At 67.1% G+C, this 26619-nt stretch carries 22 protein-coding genes and 2 pseudogenes; 5 read left to right on the top strand and 19 right to left on the bottom strand.

What is annotated here, in order from left to right; all coding sequences use genetic code 11:
* Positions 1-5 precede the first annotated feature (5 nt).
* The 6 genes from OIC96_RS06355 to OIC96_RS06330 form a co-directional block, all read right to left on the bottom strand.
* Positions 6-785 carry an ABC transporter permease gene (locus OIC96_RS06355; protein WP_330308851.1) on the bottom strand — a complete coding sequence of 260 codons (780 nt, stop codon included), beginning with the start codon at positions 783-785 and terminating at the stop codon, positions 6-8.
* Positions 782-1555, bottom strand: a complete 774-nt coding sequence (locus tag OIC96_RS06350) for an ABC transporter permease (RefSeq protein ID WP_330308852.1) — start codon at positions 1553-1555, stop codon at positions 782-784. The genes OIC96_RS06355 and OIC96_RS06350 overlap by 4 nt, the downstream gene beginning before the upstream one ends.
* A complete protein-coding gene (locus OIC96_RS06345; protein ID WP_330308853.1) occupies positions 1552-2523 on the bottom strand; it encodes an ABC transporter substrate-binding protein in 972 nt (323 codons plus the stop codon). Before OIC96_RS06345 ends, OIC96_RS06350 begins: the two co-directional genes overlap by 4 nt.
* A 403-nt stretch (positions 2524-2926) precedes the next feature.
* Positions 2927-3862, bottom strand: a complete 936-nt coding sequence (locus OIC96_RS06340) for a PDR/VanB family oxidoreductase (protein ID WP_330308854.1) — start codon at positions 3860-3862, stop codon at positions 2927-2929.
* A complete protein-coding gene (locus OIC96_RS06335; RefSeq protein ID WP_327433522.1) occupies positions 3859-4029 on the bottom strand; it encodes a hypothetical protein in 171 nt (56 codons plus the stop codon). The genes OIC96_RS06340 and OIC96_RS06335 overlap by 4 nt, the downstream gene beginning before the upstream one ends.
* Positions 4026-5090, bottom strand: a complete 1065-nt coding sequence (locus tag OIC96_RS06330) for an aromatic ring-hydroxylating dioxygenase subunit alpha (protein WP_330308855.1) — start codon at positions 5088-5090, stop codon at positions 4026-4028. The genes OIC96_RS06335 and OIC96_RS06330 overlap by 4 nt, the downstream gene beginning before the upstream one ends.
* A gap of 698 nt (positions 5091-5788) precedes the next feature.
* Between OIC96_RS06330 and OIC96_RS06325 the strand changes: the two are divergent.
* Positions 5789-6331 (top strand): annotated as a pseudogene (locus OIC96_RS06325) (transposase); the annotation flags it as partial.
* Between the two features lie 138 nt (positions 6332-6469).
* On the opposite strand, the gene OIC96_RS06320 reads toward OIC96_RS06325, so the two are convergent.
* From OIC96_RS06320 to OIC96_RS06260, 13 genes and pseudogenes are all read right to left on the bottom strand, one after another.
* Positions 6470-6898, bottom strand: coding sequence for a cupin domain-containing protein (locus OIC96_RS06320; RefSeq protein ID WP_330308856.1), 429 nt, complete (start codon positions 6896-6898; stop codon positions 6470-6472).
* A gap of 58 nt (positions 6899-6956) precedes the next feature.
* On the bottom strand, positions 6957-8330 hold the full coding sequence (locus OIC96_RS06315) for a condensation domain-containing protein (RefSeq protein WP_330308857.1): 1374 nt from the start codon (positions 8328-8330) through the stop codon (positions 6957-6959).
* A 953-nt stretch (positions 8331-9283) separates the two neighbouring features.
* Positions 9284-9557 (bottom strand): annotated as a pseudogene (locus OIC96_RS06310) (hypothetical protein); the annotation flags it as partial.
* 340 nt (positions 9558-9897) lie between these two features.
* Positions 9898-11676 (bottom strand): ABC transporter ATP-binding protein, encoded by a 1779-nt coding sequence (locus OIC96_RS06305; RefSeq protein ID WP_330308858.1) that lies wholly within the window; start codon positions 11674-11676, stop codon positions 9898-9900.
* Complete coding sequence (locus OIC96_RS06300; RefSeq protein WP_330308859.1) at positions 11673-13502, bottom strand: ABC transporter ATP-binding protein; 1830 nt, start codon at positions 13500-13502, stop codon at positions 11673-11675. The genes OIC96_RS06305 and OIC96_RS06300 overlap by 4 nt, the downstream gene beginning before the upstream one ends.
* Positions 13503-13582: 80 nt before the next feature.
* Positions 13583-14131 (bottom strand): phosphoribosyltransferase family protein, encoded by a 549-nt coding sequence (locus OIC96_RS06295; protein ID WP_330308860.1) that lies wholly within the window; start codon positions 14129-14131, stop codon positions 13583-13585.
* 37 nt (positions 14132-14168) lie between these two features.
* Positions 14169-15887, bottom strand: coding sequence for a ribose-phosphate pyrophosphokinase-like domain-containing protein (locus OIC96_RS06290; protein WP_330462166.1), 1719 nt, complete (start codon positions 15885-15887; stop codon positions 14169-14171).
* 32 nt (positions 15888-15919) lie between these two features.
* Positions 15920-16621 (bottom strand): hypothetical protein, encoded by a 702-nt coding sequence (locus OIC96_RS06285; RefSeq protein WP_330308862.1) that lies wholly within the window; start codon positions 16619-16621, stop codon positions 15920-15922.
* Positions 16621-17373 (bottom strand): nucleoside monophosphate kinase, encoded by a 753-nt coding sequence (locus OIC96_RS06280; RefSeq protein ID WP_330308863.1) that lies wholly within the window; start codon positions 17371-17373, stop codon positions 16621-16623. Before OIC96_RS06280 ends, OIC96_RS06285 begins: the two co-directional genes overlap by 1 nt.
* Positions 17373-18662: a radical SAM protein gene (locus OIC96_RS06275; protein WP_330308864.1), complete on the bottom strand. Its 1290-nt coding sequence runs from the start codon at positions 18660-18662 to the stop codon at positions 17373-17375. Before OIC96_RS06275 ends, OIC96_RS06280 begins: the two co-directional genes overlap by 1 nt.
* A gap of 8 nt (positions 18663-18670) precedes the next feature.
* A complete protein-coding gene (locus OIC96_RS06270) occupies positions 18671-20368 on the bottom strand; it encodes a carbamoyltransferase N-terminal domain-containing protein (RefSeq protein WP_330308865.1) in 1698 nt (565 codons plus the stop codon).
* Positions 20369-20387: 19 nt separating this feature from the next.
* Positions 20388-20954 carry a hypothetical protein gene (locus OIC96_RS06265; protein WP_330308866.1) on the bottom strand — a complete coding sequence of 189 codons (567 nt, stop codon included), beginning with the start codon at positions 20952-20954 and terminating at the stop codon, positions 20388-20390.
* A 13-nt stretch (positions 20955-20967) separates the two neighbouring features.
* On the bottom strand, positions 20968-21960 hold the full coding sequence (locus OIC96_RS06260; RefSeq protein ID WP_330308867.1) for a nucleotidyltransferase domain-containing protein: 993 nt from the start codon (positions 21958-21960) through the stop codon (positions 20968-20970).
* Between the two features lie 1350 nt (positions 21961-23310).
* On the opposite strand from OIC96_RS06260, the gene OIC96_RS06255 reads away from it, so the two are divergent.
* From OIC96_RS06255 to OIC96_RS06240, 4 genes are read left to right on the top strand one after another with little or no spacing between them, the layout of a single operon-like run.
* A complete protein-coding gene (locus OIC96_RS06255; RefSeq protein WP_330308868.1) occupies positions 23311-25056 on the top strand; it encodes an AMP-binding protein in 1746 nt (581 codons plus the stop codon).
* Between the two features lie 20 nt (positions 25057-25076).
* Positions 25077-25310 (top strand): acyl carrier protein, encoded by a 234-nt coding sequence (locus OIC96_RS06250; RefSeq protein ID WP_330308869.1) that lies wholly within the window; start codon positions 25077-25079, stop codon positions 25308-25310.
* Between the two features lie 17 nt (positions 25311-25327).
* Positions 25328-25603: an acyl carrier protein gene (locus tag OIC96_RS06245; protein ID WP_330308870.1), complete on the top strand. Its 276-nt coding sequence runs from the start codon at positions 25328-25330 to the stop codon at positions 25601-25603.
* A 13-nt stretch (positions 25604-25616) separates the two neighbouring features.
* Positions 25617-26510 (top strand): hypothetical protein, encoded by an 894-nt coding sequence (locus OIC96_RS06240; protein ID WP_330308871.1) that lies wholly within the window; start codon positions 25617-25619, stop codon positions 26508-26510.
* The last annotated feature ends 109 nt before the right edge of the window (positions 26511-26619 follow it).

The following is a 26619-nucleotide window of genomic DNA, read 5'->3' as shown; positions in this document are numbered from 1 at the left end:
GATGTTCACGGGGACCGGCGGGTGGCGGCGCGCAGCCCGTGGTACCAGCCGAGCACCCGCCGCTCGACCACCTGGAAGACGACGGAGAGCAGGAATCCGAGGAGACCGAGGACGAGGATGCCGGTCCACATGTCGGGGATCGCGAAACTGCGCTGGAACTGGACGATGGTGAAGCCCAGTCCGTCGCTGGCCGCGAACATCTCGCTGATGACCATCAGGATGATCCCGATGGACAGTGCCTGGCGCAGTCCCGCGAAGATCTGCGGGCTGGCCGAGCGCAGCACCAGGGTCCGCAGCCGGGAGAGGCCCGTGATGCCGTAGGACTGGGCCGTCTCCTTCATCACCGGGTCGACCGCGCGCACGCCCTCGACCGTGTTGAGGAGGACGGGCCAGACGCAGCCGCTCGCGATGACCACGATCTTCATCGTGTCGCCGATGCCCGCGAACAGCATGATGACCGGGACCAGCACCGGCGGCGGCACAGCCCGCAGGAACTCCAGGACCGGTTCGCACACCGCCCGCACCCGCCGGTACGAGCCGATCACCGTGCCGAGCGCGACCCCGGCGACGGCCGCCAGGGCGTAACCCGCCGACAGCCGCAGGACGCTGGGCACGACGTCCGTCGTGAATCGGTCGGCGGTCCACACGTCCGGGAAAGTCTTCAGGATCGTCCGCAGCGGCGGCCAGAACACATTGGTGCTGCCGTCCGACGCCAGCCACCAGACGGCGATCAGCACGGCCGGCAGCGCGACCACGAACAGCAGCCGGATCAGAGCCCGCCTCACACCGCCACCTCCCCGCGCACCGACTGGTGCCAGGCCAGCGCCCGCCGCTCCACCGTACGCGCGCCCACGTTGATGAGCAGCCCGAGCAGACCGGTCACCACGATCAGGGCGTACATCTCGGGCACGGCCTGCGAGGTCTGCGCGACGGCGATGGTCTTGCCCAACCCCGGTGCCCCGATGACCAGTTCGGCGGTGATGGTGAGAATCAGCGCGACGGCCGCCGCCAGCCGCACGCCCGTCATGACATACGGCAGCGCGGACGGCCACAGCACATGCCGGACCCGGGCCCAGGTGCCGAGACCGTACGACCGTGCCGTCTCCTCGGCGACCGGGTCGACGTCCTGGACGCCGTAGAGGACCTGGATCAGGATCTGCCAGAACGAGGCGTACACGACGAGCAACAGGACCGACTTCAGTTCGGTGCCGTACAGCAGCACCGCCAGCGGGATCAGGGCGACCGACGGGATCGGGCGCAGGAACTCGATCGTCGAGGCCGTCGCCTCGCGCAGATATGGGACGACGGAGACCAGTACGCCCACGATGATGCCCGCGCCGACGGCGATCGCCAGGCCCAGGGCCCAGCCGGTGAGCGTGTCGCCGAGCGCCGACCAGAACGCACCGTCCTTGATCTCGTCCCAGAACGCGGACGCGATTCGGCTGGTCGGCGGGAAGTAGGCCTCCTTGACGATGCCGACGCGCGGCACGACCTCGCCGAGGGCGAGGAAGGCCGCGAGTCCGGCCGCACCGAGTGCGGTGTTCAGTCCTTTCACGGGAGCAGCTTGTCCAGGTCGGGGGCCGTCTTGAAGAGGCCGTCCGTCTCGCTCAGCTTCTCCAGCGCCTCGATCGAGGAACGGTTCGCGTCGGCCGGCCACTTGGGCAGGATCACCTTGGCCAGCACCGTGGACGGGACCTGGGTGTAGGTGGAGACGATCTGGCGGACCTCGTCCGGGTGGGCGTCGGCGTAGGCCAGGGACTCCGCGGTGGCTTCCTGGAACTTCTTCACCACGTCCGGGTTCTTCGTCGCGTACGTCGTCGATGTGAAGTACATGGCGACGGTGAGGTTCTGCGCGACGTCGACCAGCGGCCAGGCGATCTGGGTGGCGCCCTGGTCCAGCATGGTGGTGAGCGCGGGTTCGACGGCCATGGCGGCGTCGATCTGGCCCTTGTCGAGGGCGGCGGGCATCTGGTCGAAGGCGAGCTCGACGAACTTCACCTTGTCCGGGTCGCCGCCCGCCTTGCGCACCGACTCGCGTACCGCGGTCTCGTTGATGTTCTTGAGCGTGTTGACCGCGACCTTCTTGCCCTCCAGCTCCTTCGCCGACTTGAGGCTGCTGCCCTTCTTGACCACGACGGCCCCGAAGTCCTTGCCCGAGACGCCGGTTGAGGCGACGCCGTTGGCGATGGCCTGCACCGGAACGTTCTGGGACTGGGCGAGCATCAGCGAGGTCATGTTGGAGAAGCCGAACTGGAACTGGCCGCTGACGACACCCGGCACGATGGCCGCGCCGCCCTGTGCGGTCGTCATGGACAGTTTCAGGCCGCGCTTGCTGTAGAAGCCCTCTTTCTGGCCGAGATAGAGGGGGGCGACATCGACGATGGGGATGACCCCCACCTTGACGGTGGTGGTCCCGCCGGACGACGAGTTCTTGTCCGAGGCGCCACCGCCGTCGGACGAACCGCAGGCCGAGGTGGCGACCAGGAAAGCTCCGACCGCGAGACCGGCGAGCAGACGACGCATGGCTCCTCCTGTGCAGACGACAGTGTTCCGACAGGTTGTGCGCACACCGCAACTGGTGCTCAGCGGAAGGTAGATCCCCCGTACGGCGGGGGTCAATGGCTTTGGCTAACAATATTGTTGACAGTTACGGAAGTGCGCTCTTGACGTGTACCGAGAGCGCGTTGTGTCCATCGGAAGCCCATCGGGAGGCGATGATGCCGCGGCAGTCCGCGCGCCCCACTTCGTCCGGTCCTTCGAACGTGGCCTGCTGTCATCCGCGCGTTCGGCGCCGACCACCCGGAACTGACGCTCAGTGAGGTCGCGCGCCTGCGACCTGGCCCGCGCGGCGGCCCGCCGTTTTCCATCCGCCGGACGAGGAGATCGGCGCCCGGCCCGCCCGCCGCGGACCTTCAGGACCTGCGGCTCACAGGTCCAGCACGAGCCGCTTCCCGAGACACCGCGAGACACAGATGAGCATGGTCTCGCCCGCCTCCCGCTCCTCGTCGGTGAGCACCGAGTCCCGGTGCTCCGGAGTCCCTTCGAGTATGTCGGTCTCGCAGGTCCCGCAGGTGCCCTCGGTGCAGGAGAAGAGCACCTCGACTCCGGCGGCCCGCACGGTGTCGAGGACGGAGGCGTCCGACGTAACGGTCAGCGTCTGCCCCGAGCGTTCCAGGACCACTTCGAACTCGGTGTTCCCGCCCGCCTCTTGAGCCTTCGGCTGGAAGCGCTCGACGTGCAGCACGCCGGCGGGGCAGCGTTCCTCCACCGCGTCGAGAAGAGCCCCGGGGCCACAGCAGTAGACGAGCGTGCCCTCGGGGACCCCGTCGAGCACGGAAGCCAGGTCCAGCAGCCCCGTCTCGTCCTGCGGAGCGATCCGCACCCTGTCCCCGTACCGGCCCAACTCCTCGGTGAACGCCATGGATTCACGCGTCCGCCCGCCGTACAGCAGCGTCCACTCGGCGCCCGCCTCCTCCGCGGCGGCCAGCATCGGCAGGATCGGGGTGATGCCGATACCGCCCGCGACGAACCGGTACCGCGGGGCGGGCTTGAGGGCGAAGTGGTTGCGCGGCCCCCGGACGCGCACCTTGTCGCCCTGACCCAACTGCCCATGGACGTAAGCCGATCCACCGCGCCCGTCGGGCTCCCGGAGTACCGCGACGCGCCACGCCCGGCGGTCCGCCGGATCACCGCACAGCGAGTACTGGCGCTCCAGGTCCGGCCCGAGGACGACGTCGATGTGGGCGCCCGCCTCCCAGGAGGGGAGTTCCTCGCCCAGCGGGTGGCGCAGGGTGAGCGCGAGCACGCCGTCGGCCACGGACTCCCGTCGCTCGACGACGAGTTCGGCTTCGTACAAGGTCATGACCCGTTTCCTCGTGGTGCGTGTCCGTCGGGGTGGGCGAGCATCCACTCCCACATCTCGATCGGGTCCTGGGCGGTGTGCTCGGCGCCGCAGTGGCAGGTGCCGTGCAGGACGTCCGTGCCGGGGAGCCAGTCGACGCGGTAGATCTCGCCGGTGCGGCTGGTCACTGGACCTTCTCCATCGGCTTGTCGCCCTCCTCGACCAGCCGGGCGAGGATACGGCGGGCGGCGAGACCACCGGTGTCGATGTTGATGCTCAGCTCCTGGTACCCGGCCCGCTCCGAACCGAGCGTCTTCTGCAGCAGGTTGAGCGCGTCCACGTCCTGCATCACGACCGTGTGGTTGAAGTCCCGCAGGAACGTGGTGACTTCGTCGTCGTCGCGGGCGAAGTCCCGGGAGACCGCCCAGAAGTCGTACACCTTGCCGTCGGCGGACGGCGTGATGGCGTACGTGATCTCGGTGTGGAAGGCGTTCGGGTCGCTGCCGTCCGCCTCGGGCAGCACGCCGACCGGCGCGATCCGGCTGTGCAGCAGGTACAGACACGGTGCGTGGTACTCGATGTCCTGCCAGCGCGTGATGCGGCCTTCGATGCCGGTCGAGCGGGCGTAGAACGGCGGACACTCGGCGTCGGCCATGTGCCGGCTGACCCGCACGATCCCCGCGCCCTCGTCGACCTCGGTGGAGATGGGCGTCTCGGCGACCTCGGGGGTGCCGATGTAGCCGCCGTGCAGATAGGTCTCGTGGGAGAGGTCGAGGAGGTTGTCGACGAGCAGCCCGTAGTCGGCGTCGATGGGCTCCATGCCGCAGACCGTGGTCCAGTCCGGGGAGTCCATGTGCCGGGCGCGCGGGATGGTGAGCGGGTCGGCGAGCGCCGGGTCGCCCATCCACACCCAGACGAACGAGTCCTGCTCGACGACCGGGTACGAGGCGACCCGGGCCGTGCGCGGAATGCGCTTCTGCCCGGGCACGTACACGCAGGCACCCGTCGTGTCATACGTGAACCCGTGATACCCGCACACGATCCTGTCGCCGTCGAGCCGGCTCTCCGAGAGGGGGAAGCGGCGGTGCACACAACGGTCGGACAGCGCGACGGCCGTCCCGTCCTCCTCGGCGCGGTAGAAGACGAGCGGCTCACCGAGGATCGTCCGGCCGAGCAACTCGCGCCCCACCTCGTGCGTGTAGGCGGCGACGTACCACTGGTTCCTGGCGAAGGCGGTCGTGTGAGGCATGGGGGTTCCGTCCCTGTCGGCGGGGCGTCGTCGCCCCGCGTGCCGTGGTTGGAATCAGGGTCGTGACGCTTGCATCGGCTTGACAAGGCGGCTTCTGCCAGGCGGAAGAGCTTCTGTAAAGAGGCTGGTCAGAGCCCTGTTCTGTCAGCCCCTAGTCGCCAGAGTGAAGTGCCGCGTGGTGCGGCCATTCGGTTCGCGCTCGGAGGAGCCGGAGGCGGCGACGACGAGTGTGACTACTCGCAGCGTGGCGTTAATCGCCCAATAATGTCCAATTACTTTCAATTGTGATACTCCTCTGTCTGTGGATGCTCGGTACAGCGGCAAGATTCAGCATCACTGCAGGTCAACTACTGTTCGTTTTGGAGTCTGGGCCCTCGGGGCGAATCCGGGTCGAATCCGCACCCTTTCAGGCTGTTGAGCATGTTGCCGCTGGTCAGGGTGGTGTGAGGTCGCGTGCTGGTTCGCCTTGCGGATGGGAGCGGCGCGGGGAGCAGTTGGGCCGGTGAGCCGCTGAAGAGGCACTGAGTGGCGGTGGTCGGCTGCCAGGGGCGGGGGCTGGCCAGCGGATTCTTCGCTGCTGGTGGTGTTCGCCTTTCGTGATCATGTCCTGCGGAAATGTCTTCAGGCGGGACGGCTGATGCGTGACGGCCCGGGATTGATAGTTCCTGGCCGAAACCGACCTGCTGAGCGTTTCAGGGGCCGTCCAGGAGCCGCTGGTCGAGAACGCGCTCGGCAAGCAGATGCTCGCCCTCCTTATTCAGCCGGAAGCCGCCTGCACCGCCGCCGACCAGCTCGCCGAGGCGGTGGAAGAGGCGTTCCCTCAGCATCCGGACGCTGAGATCCTGCTGAGCTTCCCCGGGCTCGGTATCCAGCTCGCCGCCCGGATCCTGGCTGAGATCGGGGACGACCACGCCCGCTTCGCCGACGCCCGCGGCCTGAAGGCATACGCCGGCTCCTCGCCCATCACCAGGGCCTCCGGCAAGAAGTCGTCCATCACACGGCGGTGGGTGAAGAACGACCGGCTCAATCACGCCGGCTACCTCTGGGCCTTCGCCTCACTCCGGGCATCCGCCGGAGCCAACGCCCACTACCGGCGACGACGCGAGCGCGGCGACTGGCACGCCGCCGCCCAGCGCAACCTCTTCAACCGCATGATCGGCCAGCTCTACCACTGCCTACAACACCGCCAGCTGTTCGACGAACGCACCGCGTTCCCCACCGAACTCGTCGCCGCAGCTTGACTCGTTGGCATCGTGAGGTGTCTTCCTTCATGCCCCGACACCGGCCAACTCACCCGATCCAGCACCTTGTTCGAACCGGACCGAGCACACGAACGGATAGAGAACGGCCAGTCAGGGGCACTACCTACGGCACGGTGCTCACTCCTGTTCCGTGCGGATCACAGTCATGCGATGGGCGGAGTCGACGGGGTGGTGAGGCGTACTGAACGAGATGATCTTTAGTGGTCCGCCCTCCTGCGGGCCGCGCAGGCCGTGCTCGTAGACCGCCGGGATGAACACAGACTGCCCCGCACGCAACAGGTGGTCCACGCCGTCTATGTGCACCGAACCAGCCCCCGACAGCACGTACAGCAGATGGTCGCCCTCGTGGATGTGGGGCGGAAACGCGCTTCCCGGTTGCAGCACGAGTTGGTCGACGCCCATGGTGACGCCAAGGGACGAGACCGCGCGGGCTCCGCTGGCGCCCTCTATGCCGGTGACGTCGACACCGAGGTCGTCGATCACCTGATGTTGCTGCGCGGCCGCGAGATCGACCAAGTGCTGTGCGACGTCGAACAGATTGCCCATGTCAGCTCTTCTCTCATGATGTGTATTGACTGTGCGGTGTTGCGCTGCGAGTGGTGGTTCAAAGTGATGGGGCGAGGTTCAGGACCCGCTCGGTGAGCGAGCCAAGGACCGCTTCGGCAAAGTCGGCTGGCACCACACCTTCCTGCCACAGCAGGTGGAGGCTGATCTGGTCGGGGAACCGGTCGACCTTCAGGACGAAGGGCCGGCCGCGTCGCTTCAGACCCTCGGTACGGATGCGATCGTCTGCGGGCGGCCGCGCCGGAAGGGGCCCGAGCAGTGCCGGCGGTCCTCCGCCGTCCCGCGTGGCGCTGAGATCCTGGTAGTTCAGCCAGGCGCCGGTCAGCACGGAAGCCTGCGTGCCGGCGTAGATTTCCTGCTTGAGCTCCTCCACGCGCAGCCGGTCCACGTTCGCGGCTATCGCCCCGCGCAGTTGTATCGGGTACAGGGCGCGCGCGGCGTCGGCCAGGTTCACCCGCGGCGTCCGCTCGACAGTCATAGGTCCGCGCAGGAAAAGAGTGCTGACTGACCGCCGGTGGGCGGGGCTCAGCCGGTTGGTGAAGTGCGCCTGCAGGCCCACTCGGACGGCACCGGCCACGTCGCACAGGGCATGGCCCAGGGCGGTGAGGAAGAGCGTGGAGACAGGCACACGCAAAGCCGCGGAGCCCCGGTCGGCGGCCTGCAAGAGCCGGGTCGAGCCCATGACGCAGGACCGGTACCTCGGTGGCGGATCCCCGGCTCGGGCCGGGGTACCCACGTGGGGTACATCAGCTGCCCGCAGGCCGGACAGCTGATCGCGCCAAACGGCGAGGGCCCGCTCCAGGTGGGCGTGTCCCGCCGAGGACCGTTCCCACCGGGCAACCTCCCTTGGCTGCATGGGTAGTTCGGTCGCTCCGAAAGCCTCCTCCGGGGCGTGCCCGCGCCGGGCGGCGGTCAGGAACCGGGCGAGGTCGTTCCGTAGTATCTCAATGCCCCAGCCGTCGACGGCGGCATGGTCGGCGACGACACCGATTTCGGTGACGGCACCCCGGTCCTCCGCGACAAGCACTTTCAGAGGCCACTGCCGCTCGAGGTCGAAGTCAGTGCGGCGCAGCGAGCGGAACCTCTGAGCGCCTTCGTCGGCCGGGGCGAACTCGAGCAGCGGTTCCAGGTCGGCCGGTGACGTCGGCGCGGGCGCCACCCACTGCACGTCTCGTGGTCCGTCACCGGGGACGAGGAGGGTGCGCAGTGCCTCATGCCGGGTGATGAGTGCGCGAACCGCCGCACGCACCTGGTCGCGGGTGCTGCCCGTGGCGGCCACGCCGGTGACCAGGTTGTAGACATGGGAGTCCGTCCGGTGCAGGGAGGGCGGCTGATCAACCCGCCAGCCCACCTGCCAGTCCAACTGGGGCCAGTTGACGGGCTCTTCGCGCCAGCCGTGTCCAGGGCCGGTCACCGGCACCCCCTGACATGAGCCTGGTACAGCTGCGCTTGTTGCGCCTGAGCGGCCGTCAGCTCATGGTGCTTGTCGATCTGTTCGAAGGGCTCGGCCAGAGCGGTGAAGGAAAGGAGATTCCGCCCCGTCACGGAGAACGCGATGACATCGGGTAATGATCGAGTAAATAACTCCTGCAATACAACCGTCTTTGGGTTTCCGCCATACACATTCATAATATGGACGGGGCATCCTTTCTGCATCAACGGCCGCTCTCCGAAGCCACCCTGAGATAATCGGCGACCAATGGCATGGAAAATCGATGAGAATACCGAACTGACTGCTGCATGACAACCATCAAGTGCACATCAATGTCGGGATTTTACTGAGTAGCGTCGTTCATATTCTCCAGCCCAGGGTCGTGAGCGCCGGGACAGCCGTGCGGCGCACCGTTGAAGGGCGGGATGAATGACGTGGAGACGGCCGGGACCCAGGCAGACGTGGACAGCCCGCGCGGACGGCACAGATTAAGAAGAGGGGAACAGTGCGGAGAAACGCCGGAGGAACGTCCGAAGCGCTCGGGGGGCCACCACACCAGCACTGCGAGGTGGAATGCGCAACTTAAATGTAGAGGGGACAAAGCCCCGCGTCGCATCGAGCGAAGTCGACGTACACGCGCCTCACGAGGAACTTCCTGACGCCCGTCACGATCATGACGCGACAATACCGCGACATTAGGCAACCGGTCAACCATGTATCACTCCGTCATATCTGGTGGAGCACTGCACCAGCAGCCATTCCCTGATCTGTCATCAAGCCGAGTACAACTGGGTTTGATCCGCTTTGACGGACATCGCCGACAGCCACGCGGTGACGACGGCCGCGTCACGCCCGTCGAGCTGAACGAGAACCGTGAAACGAGTCGGGTCTGTCCAGCGAACGGCTCTGTCCCGTAATCGGTGGTAGCGCCGTGTAGTGAGTCCGGCGTCGACGGCGGCGCGGTCGAGTTCGAGGCCGTTAGCGAAGGAGTGCAGCCAGGTTCTCGGGGTTGGAGAGCGGGAGGTGGGCGAAGTGTTTCGGGGTGGTGACTGGCTTGTCGCCCGCCGCGCGGCCCTGGGTGATGTAGCGGTAGAACAGGTTGAGGCTCCTGGTGTAGCCCAACTCCTTGACCTCTCTGAAGAGTTGGAGGGCGGGGACCGCCGGTTCCTCCGCCCGGCGGGCGCGCAGGTGGCCGCGGTAGGGGTCGACTGGGTGGGCCGCTGCCGGCCGGGCCGGGGCCAGGAAACTGATCTCGGCGTTCGAGCAGGTGGACGCCTGTCTTCGCGCCCACGACGCAGGAACAGCGACGGTGCTGGATAGCGACCGGCGGTTGGAGAACCGGCTGCGGCAGCAGTCCCGACATCTGCACCTGCAGGCAGCGAATTACGGCTGGTTCGGCCCGGCCGCCCTTGGTCGCCGGCCTGCTCAATGAACTGCGCACCACCGACCCCGCGAAGCACGGGTGGTGCAGCAGGCGTGGGAGTCCGTCGAGCCGGCCTTCCCGCCCAGCTCCGATGACGACACCCTCGCGCAAGGCGATGGACGTGGCTCAGGCGTAGGCCTCCTCCTGCATCGCATACAGCCGGGCGTACTCGCCGCCCAGCGCCATCAGCCGCTGGTGGTCGCCGTCCTCGATGACAGATCCGTGGGACAGGACGAGAATCTTGTCGGCCATCCGCACCGTGGAATAGCGGTGGGAAACGATGATGGTGATCGTCCCACTGCGTCGGGCCAGTTCCCGGGCCAACTGGACCTGGCGTTGGAAGACCTCGTACTCGCTGCGCGCGTCCAGCGCCGCAGTGGGTTCGTCGAGCACGACCAGCAGCGGAGAGCGACGCATACACGTCCGCGCGAGGGCGAGCTTCTGCCACTGCCCGCCGGAGAGCTCAACGCCACCGAAGACCGGGTCGAGCTGCGTCATCAGCCCATCGTCCAGACGCTCGACAACGCGGGTCGCGCCGCCCTGGGCCACTGCGCGGCGAACCTCCTGGAGGTCGTCGACAGCGGGCAGGTCACCCACGCCGACGGCCTCGTGGGCGAGCGTGGGGTAATGGACGAAGTCCTGGAAGCCGCAGGTGAGGCGCGCGCGCCAGGCAGCCGGGTCGAGCTCCTGGAGGGAGCCGTGCTCGACGGTGAGCCGACCGCTCGTCGGCGCGTACATCCCGGTCAGGAGTTTGATGAGCGAGGTCTTGCCGGAGCCGTGCGAACCCACAAGTGCCACCAGGGAGCCTGCGGGCAGTTTGGCAGATATGTCGCGCAGCACCGGCACCTTGGTACCGGGGTAGCTGAACGAGACCCGGTCGAGCTCGATTCCGTGGCTGAGCGCAGCTGGTACCGGCAGGGTCGCCGAGGGCGCGGATTCCGCGGCGACGCCACGTAGCCACCAGTAGGCGTCGGCGATGTGGATTCCCGCCATGAACTGCGCCACCTGAGCAACGATGTTCTGCAACATTCCCTGCTGCTGGCGAGCGACGGTGAGCAGCATGATCAGATCCCCGACCGAGGCGCTGCCGTGGCTCAGGCGCACAGCGGTGAACCCCAGCGCCACGGTGAACCCGGCCAGGAAGACCAGCCAGCCGACCGCCAGCAGCGCGCCGGCACGCCACATGCCGCTGCCGACGGTGCGGGAGGCGGTGCGCCAGCGCCGCTGGTAGGCGTTCAGGAGCATCGGTCCAGCACCGGTCACCCGCAGTTCCGTGGCCACGGTGGGATCGAAGAAGACCTGGAGCAGGTCGTCAGCGGTGCGTTGGGCCTCAGCGGCGCGCAGGCGGGCGCTGCGGATGCGGGCCTGTCCGATGCGGTTGAGCCAGAGGGTGGGCAGGCAGAGCAGCACGGTCGGCAGCAGGATCGGGGACACGGTAGCAAGCACGAGCAGGGTCGTACCGATGCCCAGCACGGTGGCCAGGGTCTCCGCCGCGGAGAAGACGGCGTTCGAGAGCTCGGCGCCCCTGCCCGCCACCGCGTCGATTCGATCCAGGCTGCGCGGGTCCTCCAGGTGGTGAACGGTGGGAATGCCGGAGACCATGCCCAGGACTTCGCCGTCCAGGATGAGGCCCGCGCGTTCGCATACGTCGCGGCGCAGGAGGTTCCGTACCCCGGGCATCTGGGTGCTCAGCGAGAACAGGGCGGCTGCCAGGACCGCGTCGCGCAGGGCCGCGGTGTGCTGGTCGGCGACGACCGCGTCGGCGAAGTTCCGCAGGGCCAGTGCGAAGGCCGGCTGGCCGAACACGTCGAGGACCAGGGTCGCCACGATCAGCCAGCAACGCAGCGGACTGGTACGGCAGTTGAGGCGGAGCAGGAACATCCACTGCCTGGTTCGGGTACTCACTGCTTGCCCTCCTGCACCGGGGCCACGGCGGCAAACTGCTGAGACTGCAACTCAAAGAGCTCCGCGTAGATTCGACGCTCCGTCAGAAGTTCTTCATGAGTGCCTAGTTCCTGAATCCGCCCGTCCTGGAGCAGCGCTATCCGGTCGGCCAGCCTGACGGTCGCCAGCCGGTGCGAGATGAGGATCACGGTGGCCCCCCGCGCAGCGGCGATCAACCGGTTGAAGATCCGGCCCTCGGCCTCGGCGTCCAGGTGAGCGGTCGGCTCGTCCAGGATGAGAAGGGTTCGGCCGGCCCGAAGCGCGAATACGGCTCGGGCCAGGGCTATGCGCTGCCACTGGCCACCGGACAGCTCGCTCCCTCCGGAGAGCTTGCGCGACAGCGGGGTATCCCAGGACTGCGGCAGGCTGCTGACCAAGTCGTCCAAGTCGAGATCGTCGACGACCTGCTCGAAGAAGGCGTCGTCCCCCGCGTGCTCAGGGGCACCGATCTCGATGTTCTGGCGCACCGAGAGGTCCAGTCGGAGGAATTCCTGGGTGACCACAGCGATCTGGCTTCGCCAGTGCGCGGCGGGTAGGTCGGCGAGGTCCTGGCCGCCGACGGTTATTCGCCCCGCACCCGGTGCCAGCGCACGGGTGAGCAGCTTCGTCGTCGTGGTCTTACCGGCGCCGTTGACTCCGACAATGGCGAGCACTTCGCCCGCCCGGACTTCAAGGTCGAGCCCGTTGAGCACTGGCTGCCCGCTGCCCGGGTAGCTGAAGGACAGCTCGTGGAACCGGACGGTGGGCGGCGTCTTGGTCCGATCGCGCGGTGGGGGAACGGCAGGGGAGCTCTCCCCGATGCGGTTCCGTTCACGGCGCAGCCGGTCAGCCGCCTGCGCCATCGGCATCCCGTGTTCGACGTCGAAACTTCCGTACCCCAGGCTGCCCAGCCACATCGCGGCCAGCAGGGCGCTGACGTCCTGAGCGACCGTCCCCGGATCGTGGGATGCCGAACCTGAGGCGATCGCGCTCAGGCCCAGGAACATGGCGACGATCCCGGCCAGCAGGGACCTCCAGTTCTCGGAGAACTTCCTGCGGCGTTGCTCCCAGATCGGCTGGGTCTGAGCCAGAAAGGCGGTCCGGTGGCGGTCGGTGACCCAGTCGCGCAGGCCGAAGACCCGGATCTCCTTGGCGTTCTGCACGCTGCTCGCGAACTGCGCCCAGAACCGGTGCCGCCTGGTCAGCGCCGCGGAGCGGACGATCAGCCAGTTCAGGTCCACGTAGATGCGCTTCTGCGACCAGCGGCGGGTCAGAAGTACCACCAGGCAGGCCACCACCAGCCAAGGCTGCGAGGGTGCGAGCAGCCCCAGGCAGGCCAAGCACCCCGCGAGTTGGCAGAGCTGGCCCAGGTAGGACACGGCGGCCCGGCCCGGGGTATACCCCTGCATGTCGCTGGATGCCAGGGCGAAGGTCCCCATCAGGTCCGCACGGTCCAGGTGGACGGTCTGCGTAGGCGACAAGGCCAACTCCGCGACCTGGTAGCGGAGACGTCCGTCGATGTGGCGGCTGGCCGCGTGAGCGATCGGATCGATGGCGAGCACCGCCAACTGCTGGACGAGCATCGCCAGGGCGAACACCGTCACCGAGGTCACGACCGCGTGCCACGCTCCGGGGTGGGTCCCGGCCGAGCGAGCGCGCGTGATCAGGTCCCGAGAGGCGATCGCCGAGAGGGCAGGAAGCGCGTTCAGTGTGACGAAAGCGGTGACCAAGAACGCGAAGAGGGAAAGGGGCAGGTTCTTCAGGAGCCGAAGCAGCGAGACCGCCCCTGAGGTGTGCAGACGCGACATGCGGTCCTCGGGGTAGGTGTTGTGTCAGTCAGAGGATGACCATGGGCTGGGCATGGGCTGGGCGATCGGGCGCGCCGCCCTCATGGGGTGGTGGTCACCGTCGTGAACAGCGGCAGGTGCAGCAGACTCGTCACGTCCGGGCGCGGCTCGCCCTCCGTAGCGACGGCAAGGGCCTGGACGACCCTGCCGCCGGCGGCGTGTACCAGGGATCGCACCGCGTCCAACGTGCCCCCGCTGCTGACCACCTCGTCGATGACGGCCACGTTTTTTCCTTGGAGGCTGCCGCAGTCGTCCTCACCCAGGAACAGCGCCTGGGCCTGACTGGTTCCGATGGTCCGTACGGGGACCGACAGCGGGTTCACCATGTTCGGGCGGGCCTTCTTGCGCGCCACCACGTAGGGCAGCGCCAGCCTCTCGGCCAGCAAGTGCGCAAGGAGTATCCCGCCCGCCTCGGGGCCCAGGACGATGTCGACCTCGTCGGACACCTGCTGGGCCAGGAGGGCGACCGCCGCCGATACCAGCGGCGGGTCGCCGTAGAGCTTGAGGAAGGCGATGCTGACGTCAGGGGAGACCGCCACGATCGGCAGTCGGCGGGTCAGGGCGCCGATGGTGACGGGGTAGGTGGTCACGGGTGCGGGCTCCTCGCGTCGTAGTGTCAGCGCCTGGTCAGCGCTTGTCGAATGAGTCGTGGAGAGCTCGGATGCGTGGAAGCGAGACTTCGCGACCGGGCAGCATCCGACTGCCGATCACCAGGCGGTCCGCCCCGGCGGACACCAGCCGAGGGGCCGTGTCCTGGTCCACGGCACCGTCTGCCTCGACCGCGGACAGGATCCCGCGGTCGCGCAGTCGCCTCGCGTGGGCGATCCCATCCAGCGCGGCCTCCTGGAAGGGCCGACCGGCGCCGCCGGGAACGACCGACATCACGGTGACGGTTTTCACGCCGAGCAGTTCGACCAATTCCTGGTCGATCGGCTCGTCTGCGTTGATCACCAGCCCCAGGGACACGCCGTCCGGGAGCGCCCGCTGGAACTCAGCCAGCCTGCCCCGGTCGACGCTCCGCTGGTGGACCGAGATCTGATCGGCCATGCGGAGCACCGGATGCCTGAGCAGGCGCTCCGGCTTCGCGTACATGATGTGCACGTCCAGCGGCAGGGCCGACACCGATCGCAGATCACTGATGATCTGTACCGGAAGGCCGAACTCCCCGCCGAAGCCCGGGTCTGCGATGTCGACATGCAGGCGTAGCACGCCCGCGTCCTCCAGTCGCGGCACCTGGGCGCGCAGATCTGCCAGGTTCATGCAGATGACCGAAGCGGACAGGGTTGGTCGTGGCACGGGGACGGGCGTGGGGCGGGGGACGAGCAGGCTGACCGTCGCAGTCGTGGCCCCGGCCGCTACGGCGGGGGGTGACGGCGCGTTCCGGCGGCCGAGCCGCAGAAACGCGTCCACCAGGTCGGCCAAGACATAGGGCAGGGCGGGCAGCACGGCCAGGTTGTCGAGTTCCGGTTTGGACCCGGCGGCGTCGGAGGCGCGCAAGCTGCGCAGATCCCCTCCAGACAGCAACTTCTGCAGCCGCTTGCTGCCGAACACGGTGGGACGCAGGTGCGTCGAGACCGCGTGCACCGCCACGTTCTCGCACCGCTCGTGCACTGCCTGCGCGGTCGCCATCAGCGTGCCGGCGCTGGTGATGAGGTCGTCGACGATGATCGCCGTGCGCGCCGTGTCCAGCGCCGTAGAGTCGGAGAGCGCGAGGGAGACATGCTCCGGGCCCAGGCGTTTCTTGACCGCCGCGACCACGGGCACCCCGTGTGCCCTGGCCAGAGCACTGACCGCAGGTTCGATGCCTGCGTCCGGCGCCACCAGGATGGCGCCGTCGCCCACGAGCGGCCGCAGCAGATCGTCCACCAGGCCGTCCACCGGGAGGAAAGTCAGCCGTGCCCCGGCGAACGAGGCGTCCAGCAGCGCCGCGTTCCCGGACCGCAGGGTGATCACGTCCTCGATCCCCGCCGCACCCGCCAGATCCGACACCAGCGCTGCCATCAGCGGCCTTCGTTGCGTGGGGACGTGCCGATCCTGCCGGGAGTAGGCGAGGTGCGGCAGGAAGGCGGCCACGTAGGCCGCGCCGTGGTCCCGGTAGGAGCGGGCCGCCGCCAGGAGCGCCATCATCTCCCTGCTGGGATCGGCGCCGAAGTTCGTGGCGCACTGCAGCAGCAGAACATGACAACCGGTCGGATCGTCAGCGAGGTCCACACAGAGCTCGCCGTCGGGGAAGACCCCGTCGATGCTCCGCTGAAGCCGGACATTGCCGACCGAGCCGCGCAGGCGCTCGACGATCAGCTCAGCCGCTTCCGGAAAGGCCGACTCGAAGGACGAGCAGGTAGCCACGATCACATCGGGAAGGGGGAGGTCACGAGGGCTCACGAGGTCGCGCCCCGGGATCCCGGGCGTCCGCTGCCCGGCAGAGCCGCAGACATCTCGGCCACCGTCGCCAGCAGTTCGACAGGCTCCAGCCGACCGTCGCCGGACTGCGCCGACGACGCGTCCGCCGCGCCGCGTAGCTGGAAGCGCTCGCCGGTGGCCTGTTCGACGATGGTCGCGCTCCTTTTGACGATCGGCCCACGGAGCATCAACGTGAGTGTCGGTCGGCAAGCGGTGAGTGAGTGCACCGCGTCCGGCCCCATGACGTAGCCGCTTCCCTCCTGCTCGACCCGGATGCTCTCGGCAGTGCGCCCGGCCGACGAGGCGTCGGGGTCCAGAACGGTCCGCCGGTAGCCGCGGTGGACGTAGGCGCCGCTGAGGATCCGGGTCGCGAAGGCGAAGCGGTGGTCATGCGGGCGGTCCTGGTAGCCCGGGGTGAACAGGTGTAACCGCAGCCTGACCGCGTCGGCCGGGGATCGCCAGACGACCAGTTTGCGCATGGAGTCGACCCGCCCGGACAGTTCGGGCAGTCCTGGGGTGTCCGCCAGGGCGGCCAGCAGCTTCCGGAGGGGTTGGCAGTCGTCCTGCACGAGCGCATCGAACAGCGTGTCGGACCGCTCCCGCACCTGGTCCAGATCGCCCCAGGCCAGTGACTCCAGGCCGGCAAACGGTGAGAGGGCATCCACCTGACGCGTCGCCATCAGCACGCCTCGCTCTCTGGCCCCGCCGGGCCAACACCGGTGTCGGGACCAGGCGGAAGGCCGAGGACTGAGGCGATCTGGTCCGCGATGGCCTCGGGCGCACGAGTGCCGTCGAGTCGGAAGAGCTCCGAGTCGCGCTCGAACAGCTCGTGGATGGACTCCTGGCACAGTCGGTGGTCGCGCAGCCGGATACCGGCTCTCAGATCGTCATCGTCGGCACGGCGGCGCATCGTGGCCCCGCACGCACCGCACAGCTCACCGTGGGGGACGGGAGGGGAGGGGCGGCCGCATGCCTCGCAGGCGGTACGAGTCGCGGTCCGAAGACGGGACAGTTCGTCGGAGATCTCGACCTCGATCAGTCCGCCGAGCGTGATGGAACTCGCCTTCAACACGGCGTCGAGGTCGTGGAACTGCTGGGGGCTGCGCGGGTATCCCTCGATGATGATCTGCCGCTGCCCGGCTGACAGCCGCTGCAGTGAGATCTCCAGCAGCCGCCGGACCTCGGCATCCTCCGCGAGTTCCCCGGTCTCGAACGGGTGCCTCATCGCCACCACCTCGGGGTGCCCCTCGGCGATCAGGGCCAGTGCCTGGCTCTTGACGCCGAAGTGCGCGAGTCGGGGGTGGCGGTCAAGGAGGCTGTTGACGGCACTTGTCTTGCCCGCGCCCGGTACGCCGGTCAGAACGTACGCCACTCGGCGGGGCACGGCTGACGGGCCGTCCAGGGGGTGCGTCGTCGTGTACGGGGTCGTCATCAGGTCTGTGCCGTCTCTTGGAGGAGTTCCCAGGCCTTCGCGAGCACGTCGGGGTCCGCGTTCACCAGACCAGAGGCGAGGTGCTGGTCGAGCACGCGCAAGGTCGCGTACAGCGCCCGCTCCGGGGTTTCCAGGATCCGACTGGCCAGGTGATACAGCTCGTTGTGCTCAGAGCCCACGGACACGGCGTCCGGATAGCGTTCGCTGACGAGCTGAGCGAGGGCGTCGGGTCCCTCCTGAACGAGGAAGACCGTGATCGGGTCCGCGTAGTAGTGGTCCATGACCGCGGCCCACGAGGACAGATCGCCCAGGCGGCGGATCCGGTCGGGAGCGTTTCCTTCGAGGATCTTCACAGCCCCGTCGTCCTCGAAGATCATGGCCAGGCCGTCCAGTTGGCGCACCACCGGACCGTTGTAGGTGCGTGCCGGGATGTGCCCCCCGGCAGCGGTAGCGAAGCGCTTCCCGAACTCCTCGGACCGCGATTCGTCCGGCATCCCCACCGGAAGCCGGTCAAGCTTCCGCTTGGTGATTCGGCCGTCCAGGATGAGGTTCTTGTAGTAGATGAGGATGTCCCTTCCGTCCGGCAGGCGGATGGTCTGCTGGTAGTCCTCGATCTCACTGAGCTCGCCGCCCAGGAGCGCTGCCAGGTCGCTCATGGTCCGATCGCCGTCGAGCAGCACCGAACGGACGTAGAAGCCGATGTCCTGGTATTCGTCGCCGGAGAGGACCGTGATGAGGTTCGCGGCCGGCTCAAGGCCTATGCGCGCGGCGTGAAACCAGTCGACACTGATCCGCACGGTGAAAGAGACGGGTTGGGGAGCCGGGGTGCGGCCCCGCCACGCGGCCGCGAGCTCAGCCACCGTGTCACGGGCGGCCTCAAGGTCACCGGCGAAGTGGGCACTGGTGATGAGCTCGATCTCCTCCAGCGCGGAGGAAGAGACCTCCGCGATGAAACGCTTGCAGAACTCAGGCTCCATCATGGGCTCGCCGCCCCCTGACAGAACGGCCTTCCACACCTGCGAGTCCCGCAGCATCGCTAACAGCTCATCCCCGAAACGGGTGATGCGCGGCCGGGCCAGATCCCGGACGTTCGGCGGCGCGGCGAAGTTGCAGTGGCCGCAGCCCACCGGGCAGATCGCCGTCGGCCAGACATAGGCGGTGGAAGCCGTACGCGGCTCGTCGATCCGGTAGGCGCCCAGCGAGCCCAGGACCAGGTCACGCGCCTGCCGGAACTGCGCGGCCCGTGCGTCGTCGGTGGGCTTGCGGTTGGTAAAGCTGACTTGCTGCATCGCGACTGCTACCTGTCTTCAGATCGGGGATTGTTGCTACGCGGAGCTGTCTGACTGCCGCTCGCCCTGCGGTACATCACCCCTTCGGACCAGACGGCCGGGATGCGCCCCCACTCCATGGCGCTGCGCAGGTCGGGGAAGAAGCCTCGTCCGCTGAGGTTCGCGCTGGTGTTGCAGAGCAGAGGGATCGAGCTGATCCGGTGGTACTCGGTGAGGATCTCGAAGACCACCGGGTCATCGGTGCTGTTGACGGTCTGCAGCCGGGCAGTGCCGTCCAGGTGACACACTGCGGGCACCCGGTCGCGCCACTGCGGGCGCACATCGTGGTCGAACAGCATGTACGGGTCCGGCGTCCCCGGCTCGAAGACCTGCTCGGCACTCGCCTCCAGGCAGATCGGCGCCACCGGCCGGTACCCCTCACGACCCTTGAGCTGGTTGAGGCGCCCCTTCATGTCCGCTGCCACGGCGGGGGCGAGGATGCTGCGGTGGCCCAGGGCCCGGGGACCGAGTTCGGCCCGGCCATGGAGCACCAGGACCGGATCGCCGAGCCGGTGAAGGTACTCGGCCAACTCGGCAGGGGAGCACGGCTGCGCCTCCCAGCCGACCGGGATCCCAGAATCCACCAGGGCGGGGCCGGCGAACACGGACCAGTCAAGCGCTTTCCCCTCGCCGCTACGCAGCAGCTCACAACAGGCGGCGCCGAGGGCACTGCCCGCGTCGTTGGGGAACGGCGGGATCCAGACCTCCTGAACGACTCCCGAGGCCCGGATGTCACGGTTCCATTTGATGTTGAGCGCGCATCCCCCGACGAGGCACAGGTTCGCCGAGCGGCTTCCGTCCTGCCGGATTCGCTCTGCGAGCCGAGCGACGAGCTTCTGGCCCAGGAATGCATGAATCGAGGCCAGCATGTCGTCCGGAGCGGCGAGTTCGCGTGGGAGGCCGTCGCACATCAGCTCCAGAATGCGCCGCCCCACGCCCTCGCCGATTTGGTCGTCGGTAAGCGGGCCAGGACCCAAGACCGCGTACTCGGCCGCCTGGTACAGCTCCTCGAGCGTGTCCACGACCTTCTCCACCGGGCTCCCGTGCGCGACATAAGCCATGATCTTTCCCGGCAGCGTTCCCGAGGCTGTCTGCGTCGACTCGAAGCCCTGCTCGAATGGCGGGAAAAGCCGCGAGAGAGAATGGTATGTGTCGCCCAGCAGGTGAAACAGCGGGCCCAGATTCTCGGCCTTTCCAGTGACCGGGTCGTAGTAGTAGAGGAACGGGAACATCGCCCCGTCCCAGCACAGCACGTAGGAGGCCTCCCGGGAGGCGGCAAACGGACTGGAGCAGTAGGCCGACGCCATATGGCCCGCGTAGTGGGCGTAACTGGTGTACTCCAGATCCATCAGGCGGAAGTGGTAGGGCCGCAGCAGGTCGTCGTCCAGAATTCCGCGCCGATAGGGACCCAGGTCGATGCCGACCTCCTGACCTCCCCACATCCTTGTCCGGGGGGTCTTCCGCCAACCGTCCAGCACGAACCGGTCGACCTGGCCCAGCGTGTATCCGTACTGGCCGAGCAGCGAAGTCACTACGTCGAGATCGTCGACGCGCTGGTGCCTGGGGTTGTTCCCGATCTTCTCCATCTCGATGCTGAACACGAGGCGACCATTGTCGATGAGCGCCACGCCACCGTCGTGGGTGATCTTTACTCCGCAGATTATCAAGGGTCCTCCTGAGTTCTGTTCAGTTGTCCGCTTTACTCAGGGCTTCCATGACCTCGTCGTACCAGCCGGTATGATCTGCCGAATCGGCGCTGGACAGGTACCATCCGTCGCCTTGCGCGAGTCCGATTTCTCCGGCAGTTCGGCGCAGTGAAAGGACGCTGTCGGCCCATGAGCGAGTGGCGCTCTCCCGCGATGCCGCGAGCTCGATCCCAAGCTCCCCGTAAAGGAACAGCCGGACCATTTCGATCTGCGCCAGGAGGTCCGGCACTTCGGTGGGCGCAGGCTTTTCGAGCAATGCCAGTGCCGTTGCCGCGTTCGCCTGGCTGATGCGCCGCAGGTGCCGCAGGAGCAGCCCGGACCGCTCAGGCTGGTCACCCGCCGCGACCGGCTGAATACCGGCGCGTCGCAGGTAGAGCTCCAGGCTCGAGACGATCATGTCCTGCAGCGAGCACCACGCCAATTCGATCTGGGCGGAATCGATGGCTCCTTCGATATCGAATTGGAGGGACATGATCTCGCGCCGTACGTCTGTCTCTTGCTGCAGCTCACGGAGCCAGGCGACGAGGTCCTTCGTTTCAGAGTTCACGAAACTCCAATCCTCAGCATGTCTGCTGAATGAAGCCGTTGGAGCGCAGGTTCGACGTCTGCGACCAGAGAGCGGCGGCGACCTCACTGCCGGGTACGGACAGGGCTGCGGCGATGTCGTCCGTGGCTTCGCCCCAGCTGATCCCTGCACCCAGCCGCTCGCAAAGCAGAGATGTCAGGTGATCGGTTCGGATGATCCTGCGCCTGGGGCCGATCAGGAAGTTGACATCGGAGCCGCCTCGGTAGGCGACACCGTCGCCCAGGACTCCGGACTTTTCGGTGACCGCCCGCAGCGCTTCCGGGGGTAGATCGACGCGATCGCGAAGCCGTGCGAGCCGATCGGTCGACGAGCCGCTCGGGCGTATCCAGTCGTCCACCAGTTCGTGGAACGCCTTGGATCCCCGTCCGTGTCGGCGCGCCGCCTTCTCGCCGAGCCATTTCAGGGACGGATAGCCTTCGCCCTCGTCGGCCAGGGTGCTTGTGGAGATCCAGGCACTACCGGCGCGGAGGAGGAACCCTGCCTGTTCGTCCTGGCGGCAGGCGAGGGCGGTGGCGGCACGGGCCAGGTGCTCGAACGCTCGAAAGCGGGCCCACCGGGCGAACTGCACCCTGGCCGTTTCGACGCGAAAGAGCGCCAGTACCTCAGCCGCCGGCTCGCTGACCAGGACCGGCAGGCCGATGGAGAGGCGGTAGTAGCGGTCGTAGTCGGCGAGCTTCCGATCGCCGACCGCACCCCAGGAGAACTCGACGACATGGGAGCTGAGGCGGGCGAGCGCGCCCAGCGTCATGAACTCGCAGTCCACGTAGCGGGACTTGCGAATTCCGATCGCGGTGCTCTGTCCCCGGACCTCCTCATCGAGGACGGCGTAGAGGTCTATGTCAGAGTTCTTGTTCCCGAATCCCTCCACGATGGAACCGGTCGCGATGCACGAGGCACCGCTGGGGAGACCGGAGCAGATTCGCGATATCTCGGCTTTGATTTCCGGTGGGAAATGGTTCTCGGTCACCGTAGTTGTCATTTCCGGACTCGCCAACGTTCGCCGGCCTCTCTGTCTTTCGTTGCGGGCGCGGTGCGCAGCGCAGCGGTTATGGGTTGACGCCGTGGCCGCGCGCGCCGACCAGGTGGCAGCGTGGGCTCCCCAATGTCGACGTGCGTGTGCGGCGCATCGATTCGGCCGCCCTCAAGCCGTGCGGCGAGGAATCAGGACTTAGCTCCGGAGTGTTCGGCCAAGGTCTGCACGGCCAATTCCGCTATGTCTTGCATGAAAGTGACGACATCGCGAGGCGTCAGCACCGCCTTTTTCACGCGCAGGGACATCACCACCATGGCGGGATACCTCTGGGCCCGGAGGAAGAACTTCCGTCCGATCCTGCGTGGTGCCGAGGCATTGCTGGCCCAAGGCGAGAGCCGCATCACCGGTTCGGGTGCCGGAGAAGCGTACGTAGTGGGACGGAATCGAACTCTCCCATCTGTTCCTATACGCCGAATGACTCTGGTTCGTCCGCCAGAGCGAGGTGCATCCCAATGAAAGAACGGAAATACGGGTTCGGCCGCATCATAAGCGCCGATTCCTTACAAGGGCAGACCTCGTGCACGGATCGCACTAGACCGACCGCTCAGGGAAGCGGCTTGATCAGAAAGTACGTTGCCGCTCACGGCGGGGACACGTCAAGACACCTGAAAGGATCTTTGCAACGCTCTGCATTAAGTTTCCGTTTCCAAACGGAATCAGGCACTCCGGTTAGCTCCAGTGTTAAACCAAGGCCATGACCCGGGACTTCTCTATCGAGCGCGGCAAGGTGATCACGATTTATCCGGATTGGCGCGGCAGTCGCAGACGCTGACCCGGTCACGCGGCGGCCACGGCGTAAGGCCGGCTGCTCGGCCCTCCGAACAGAGGGCGTCTCACAATGCGTGTACGTTGGCATCGCGTGAAGAATCCGGACAGAGTTTCGGGATAACGCCGACCGGGTAGCGCCTTATGCCATAAGGTGTATTGACGCTTCGTCGGCAGTTCCAGTAAATTCGGAGGACCGAGTCGTGGGCGGAGGATCTTCGTCCCGCACCACCTTCGTTGCGACTGCTGCTGATGCAGCCGGCCGCTGTCCACGACCCGCGGTGCTGGTGCCTCCAGGTCGCAACCGCACCCCCGTTGACGGGGAAGTGGCAGGCGGTCACCTGAACGGTCACCTCTCCGGTGGTGCGCCGCCCTTCTGCGCGTTGGGCTGCTGGCGTTTGCGTACCACCATCGGAGATAGCTGGCTTGAGCCTCGTTGTCGAACCTTCTGACCATGTGACCCGGTCTCGCGCTCCTACCTGCCTTGGGCGGGAAGGCGGGAGGCCTGATCCCAGCCGTATGCCGCTGACCGGACGGGGAGTTAGGACTTTGTTAGGTGCTGCCCCTGCGAATCTCGCAGAACTGCTCAAGGCACGACAGTCAGCCGAAGGCGCCTATGTCTCGGTGACCGCGACCGGGACTCGGCGGCTCGCATACAACCAGCTGTACGAACGGGCCGGTGCAATGGCGACATGGCTGGCGCAGGAGACGGGCGATCCTCCGCAAGGCAGGGAGGCACATGCGATTGTTCTCACCCTCGCGGATCCCCTGGAGTTCGTCACCGCGTTCTTCGCCGTAGCCCTGATCGGTGCGGTTCCGGTTCCCGGGCCCACGCGTGTGGACGCGCGCCCAGGGCACAAAGCCCGGCTGGTGAACATCGTGAAGGCGTCACGACCAGCGTTCGTCATTGCCGATGACGATCGGACAGGTGCTCTTCGAGAGGCGCTGGACCAGTGCGATGTCACCATCCTTCCGATCGGGCAGGCAGCGACCAGCCAGGGGATCGACCCGGCGGCCTTTCGGGTGCATCCCTCCTGCTACGAGCAGTACACCTCTGGCTCCGTTTCCGTCCCCAAGCCGATCGTCATCTCCCAGAAGAACGTGCTCGCCCAACTGCGGCAGGCTGCCGAGGCATTCGGCGAAACACACGACAGCGTCTCAGTGAACTGGGTCCCGCTGTACCACGACATGGGACTGGTCACCAGCGTCCTTCGTCCGCTGTGGTCGGACTACACCTCCGTGCTCCTGGACGCGTTCCACTTCGTCAGGGAACCCCACATATGGCCGGCGGCCCTCACGGACTGGCGTGCGACGCACACCTCCGCGCCCGACTTTGGATACGCCCTCTGCGCTCGTAAGGTCACAGACGTCAGCTCGTACGATCTCAGTCCGCTGCGGGTGGCCAGGAACGCCGGGGAACCGGTCCGACCCGCCACCCTGCACGCGTTCACCGACAGGTTCGCGTCGGCCGGGTTCCGGTTCAGTGCATTCAAGCCTTCGTACGGCCTCGCTGAGGCCACGTTGACGGTCACCGCGTGTCGGCCGGAGGATCCGCCGAAGATCATCGAATTCTCGGCCACCTCGCTGCGCAGCGGCCGAGCGGCTCCAGCGCACGACGGCGATCAGGCCACTGCCCTGGTCTCCTGCGGCCCCCCGCTCAGAGATACGGAGGTCACCATCCGCGACGAATCCGGTTCCGTTCTCGACGGCGACGGGCAGATCGGGGAGGTCCACATCGCTGGCCCTCAGGTCGCCGCGGACCGGGCTGCCCAGTCCCGCGCCGCGGAGCACACGGGGCTCGGGACTGGTGACTTGGGCTTTCGCTGGCGGGGTGAGCTGGTGCTGCTGGGACGCAGCCGGGACAGGTTCCAGGTTCGGGGACAGAACTTCTATCCCTCTGAGATCGAGGATGCGGTGGTGGCGGCGGACGACCGGCTGCGGCCAGGGCGAGCGGCCGTCATCGCGCTGCCGGGTGCGCCGCATGAGTCTCCCTCGACGGTGGTCCTCGCGGAGGTCGCCAGAGAGCACACGACTCTCCGCCAGGAAGCGGCCGCTGAGATCGCCCGAAGCATCACCAGAACCGTCAGCAGAGACTTCGGGCTCTCGCTCCGTGAGGTGGCAGTGCTTCCGGCCGGGACACTGCCGGTGACGACGAGCGGCAAGATCCGCCGTGAAGGATGCCGCTCGCTCCTGGAGCAAGGCCTGCTGACTTCACCTCGGTACAGCGGAGCAGGAGCCCCTGACCGGGCGTCAAACGTTGGTTGAACACGTGAGGACTGAATCGGATGAGGCAACAGGTCGTTGATCGCGTCGTGTCCATGGCCGAGGAGGTGTTCCAGCGGACGGTGACTCCCGCGGACAGCTTCTTCGACCTCGGTGGCGACTCCCTGATGGCGTTGGAACTCTGTCTGCAAATCGAGAACTGGGTCGGTCAACCGGTCGATATGGGAGAGCTGGTGGGAGCCGGAAGCCTTGAGGAATTCGCTGCGACCGTCAGCGCCCTCCTGGGTGCGGAATGAACGCCGCAGGAAGCGGTATGTCGGGCGAGAACTACCGCAGGTTCGAAGAGATCGTGACGGCGAACTGCCCGATGGCTGAGGCCGGAAAGCCGTTGAGCCCGGATGTCGACCTCGTCGAACTGGGCATGGACTCACTCCAGATCGTATCCACGATGCTGCAGCTCGAGGAGGCGTTCGAGGTCACGCTCCCCGAGGAGCACATGACGTTGGAGACCTTCACAACCCCCGGTCACCTTTGGGCGTTCGTCGAACTGGCGCTGGGAGAGCGAAGTGGCGGGCAGCTACGAACATGAGCGGAGCGAACCCATGACTGAAGCCAGTCACAAACACGTTGTCGAGTGCGCGCTCACGATCCCGGATCGATACCGCGCTTTCACCCGGAGCACGGATGACGCATGGACCGCTCATCGGATCCCGGAATCCGTCCTGCTCGACCTGTTGGATCTTGGCCTGCCGCATCAGGTCTCGGGTTCGGGGCCTAGGTTCGATGATCGGGACCTGGTGAACCTGTCGCTCCAGCTCCGCCTTCCCTCTCCGCAGCTGAGGATGCTCAGATTTCTTGGGGACTGTCTGAGCGACAACATCGGCCAGTGTGTCGTCCGCACAGTCACGGTGGCGGCGAGGTGCCCCGATCTGGACAGCGATCACGTGTGCGAGGTGCACTTCGCGCCGTCGCTGATGCGGTACCGGACCGACCGGCCGGCGACCGGCCTCACAAGCGGCCGGATCAGCGTGGAGGTTGAACTTCCTTGCGGGCCGCCTGAATTCGTGACCGAGGCGAGCGGACTGCTGCCGTTGATCGAGGTCGCGAGGGAATTGGAGTTCTATCACGTACCACGCGGATTCGGCTTGGACGGGGAGTTCTCGCGCACCACCGGACTTGCCGACTGCGTGCTTGCCACGGCGCATCTGGTCGACTCGGCGCGGGCCTTGGGTATCGACGCCAGACCCGTGGCGGGGATGTTTGTGGCGAGACCCTTTTCACTGCCGCACGCCTGGATCAGCGTTCCCTTCGAAAGCGGTCGGCGGATGATCGATCCGTTCTTCATCAGCACCCTGGCGCGCTGGGGGGTCCTGGACGCCGACGTCTGGCCGGCATGCAGGATCCCGAAGGGGGTTCTCTTTGAGTGCATCGGCTATCGGGAGCCGTTGGCCACGCACAACGGGAGCATGATCACGCCTTCGTTGGTGACCCGATGAGCCATGTGCCAAGCGGAGCTGAGCTTTCGGAGCTTCCGGGCATGGAGCGGGAAGGTCCCGCCGAAGCGCCCTGTGCCCTTCGCGGAACAAGGCGCGGCCCTGACCCGGT

The sequence above is a fragment of the Streptomyces sp. NBC_00775 genome (assembly GCF_036347135.1).
Lineage (GTDB): Bacteria > Actinomycetota > Actinomycetes > Streptomycetales > Streptomycetaceae > Streptomyces > Streptomyces lutosisoli.
Note: the sequence above shows the minus strand (reverse complement) of the source record. Positions and strands in the feature narration are given on the sequence as shown.

Excerpts from the sequence above, each read along its gene's own strand:
- OIC96_RS06345 (WP_330308853.1), bottom strand. The coding sequence starts at position 2,523 with ATGCGTCGTCTGCTCGCCGGTCTCGCGGTCGGAGCTTTCCTGGTCGCC.
- OIC96_RS06340 (WP_330308854.1), bottom strand. The coding sequence starts at position 3,862 with ATGACCTTGTACGAAGCCGAACTCGTCGTCGAGCGACGGGAGTCCGTG.
- OIC96_RS06330 (WP_330308855.1), bottom strand. The coding sequence starts at position 5,090 with ATGCCTCACACGACCGCCTTCGCCAGGAACCAGTGGTACGTCGCCGCC.
- OIC96_RS06320 (WP_330308856.1), bottom strand. The coding sequence starts at position 6,898 with ATGGGCAATCTGTTCGACGTCGCACAGCACTTGGTCGATCTCGCGGCC.
- OIC96_RS06300 (WP_330308859.1), bottom strand. The coding sequence starts at position 13,502 with ATGTCGCGTCTGCACACCTCAGGGGCGGTCTCGCTGCTTCGGCTCCTG.
- OIC96_RS06285 (WP_330308862.1), bottom strand. The coding sequence starts at position 16,621 with ATGGCGACGCGTCAGGTGGATGCCCTCTCACCGTTTGCCGGCCTGGAG.
- OIC96_RS06280 (WP_330308863.1), bottom strand. The coding sequence starts at position 17,373 with ATGACGACCCCGTACACGACGACGCACCCCCTGGACGGCCCGTCAGCC.
- OIC96_RS06275 (WP_330308864.1), bottom strand. The coding sequence starts at position 18,662 with ATGCAGCAAGTCAGCTTTACCAACCGCAAGCCCACCGACGACGCACGG.
- OIC96_RS06255 (WP_330308868.1), top strand. The coding sequence starts at position 23,311 with ATGCCGCTGACCGGACGGGGAGTTAGGACTTTGTTAGGTGCTGCCCCT.
- OIC96_RS06250 (WP_330308869.1), top strand. The coding sequence starts at position 25,077 with ATGAGGCAACAGGTCGTTGATCGCGTCGTGTCCATGGCCGAGGAGGTG.
- OIC96_RS06245 (WP_330308870.1), top strand. The coding sequence starts at position 25,328 with ATGTCGGGCGAGAACTACCGCAGGTTCGAAGAGATCGTGACGGCGAAC.
- OIC96_RS06240 (WP_330308871.1), top strand. The coding sequence starts at position 25,617 with ATGACTGAAGCCAGTCACAAACACGTTGTCGAGTGCGCGCTCACGATC.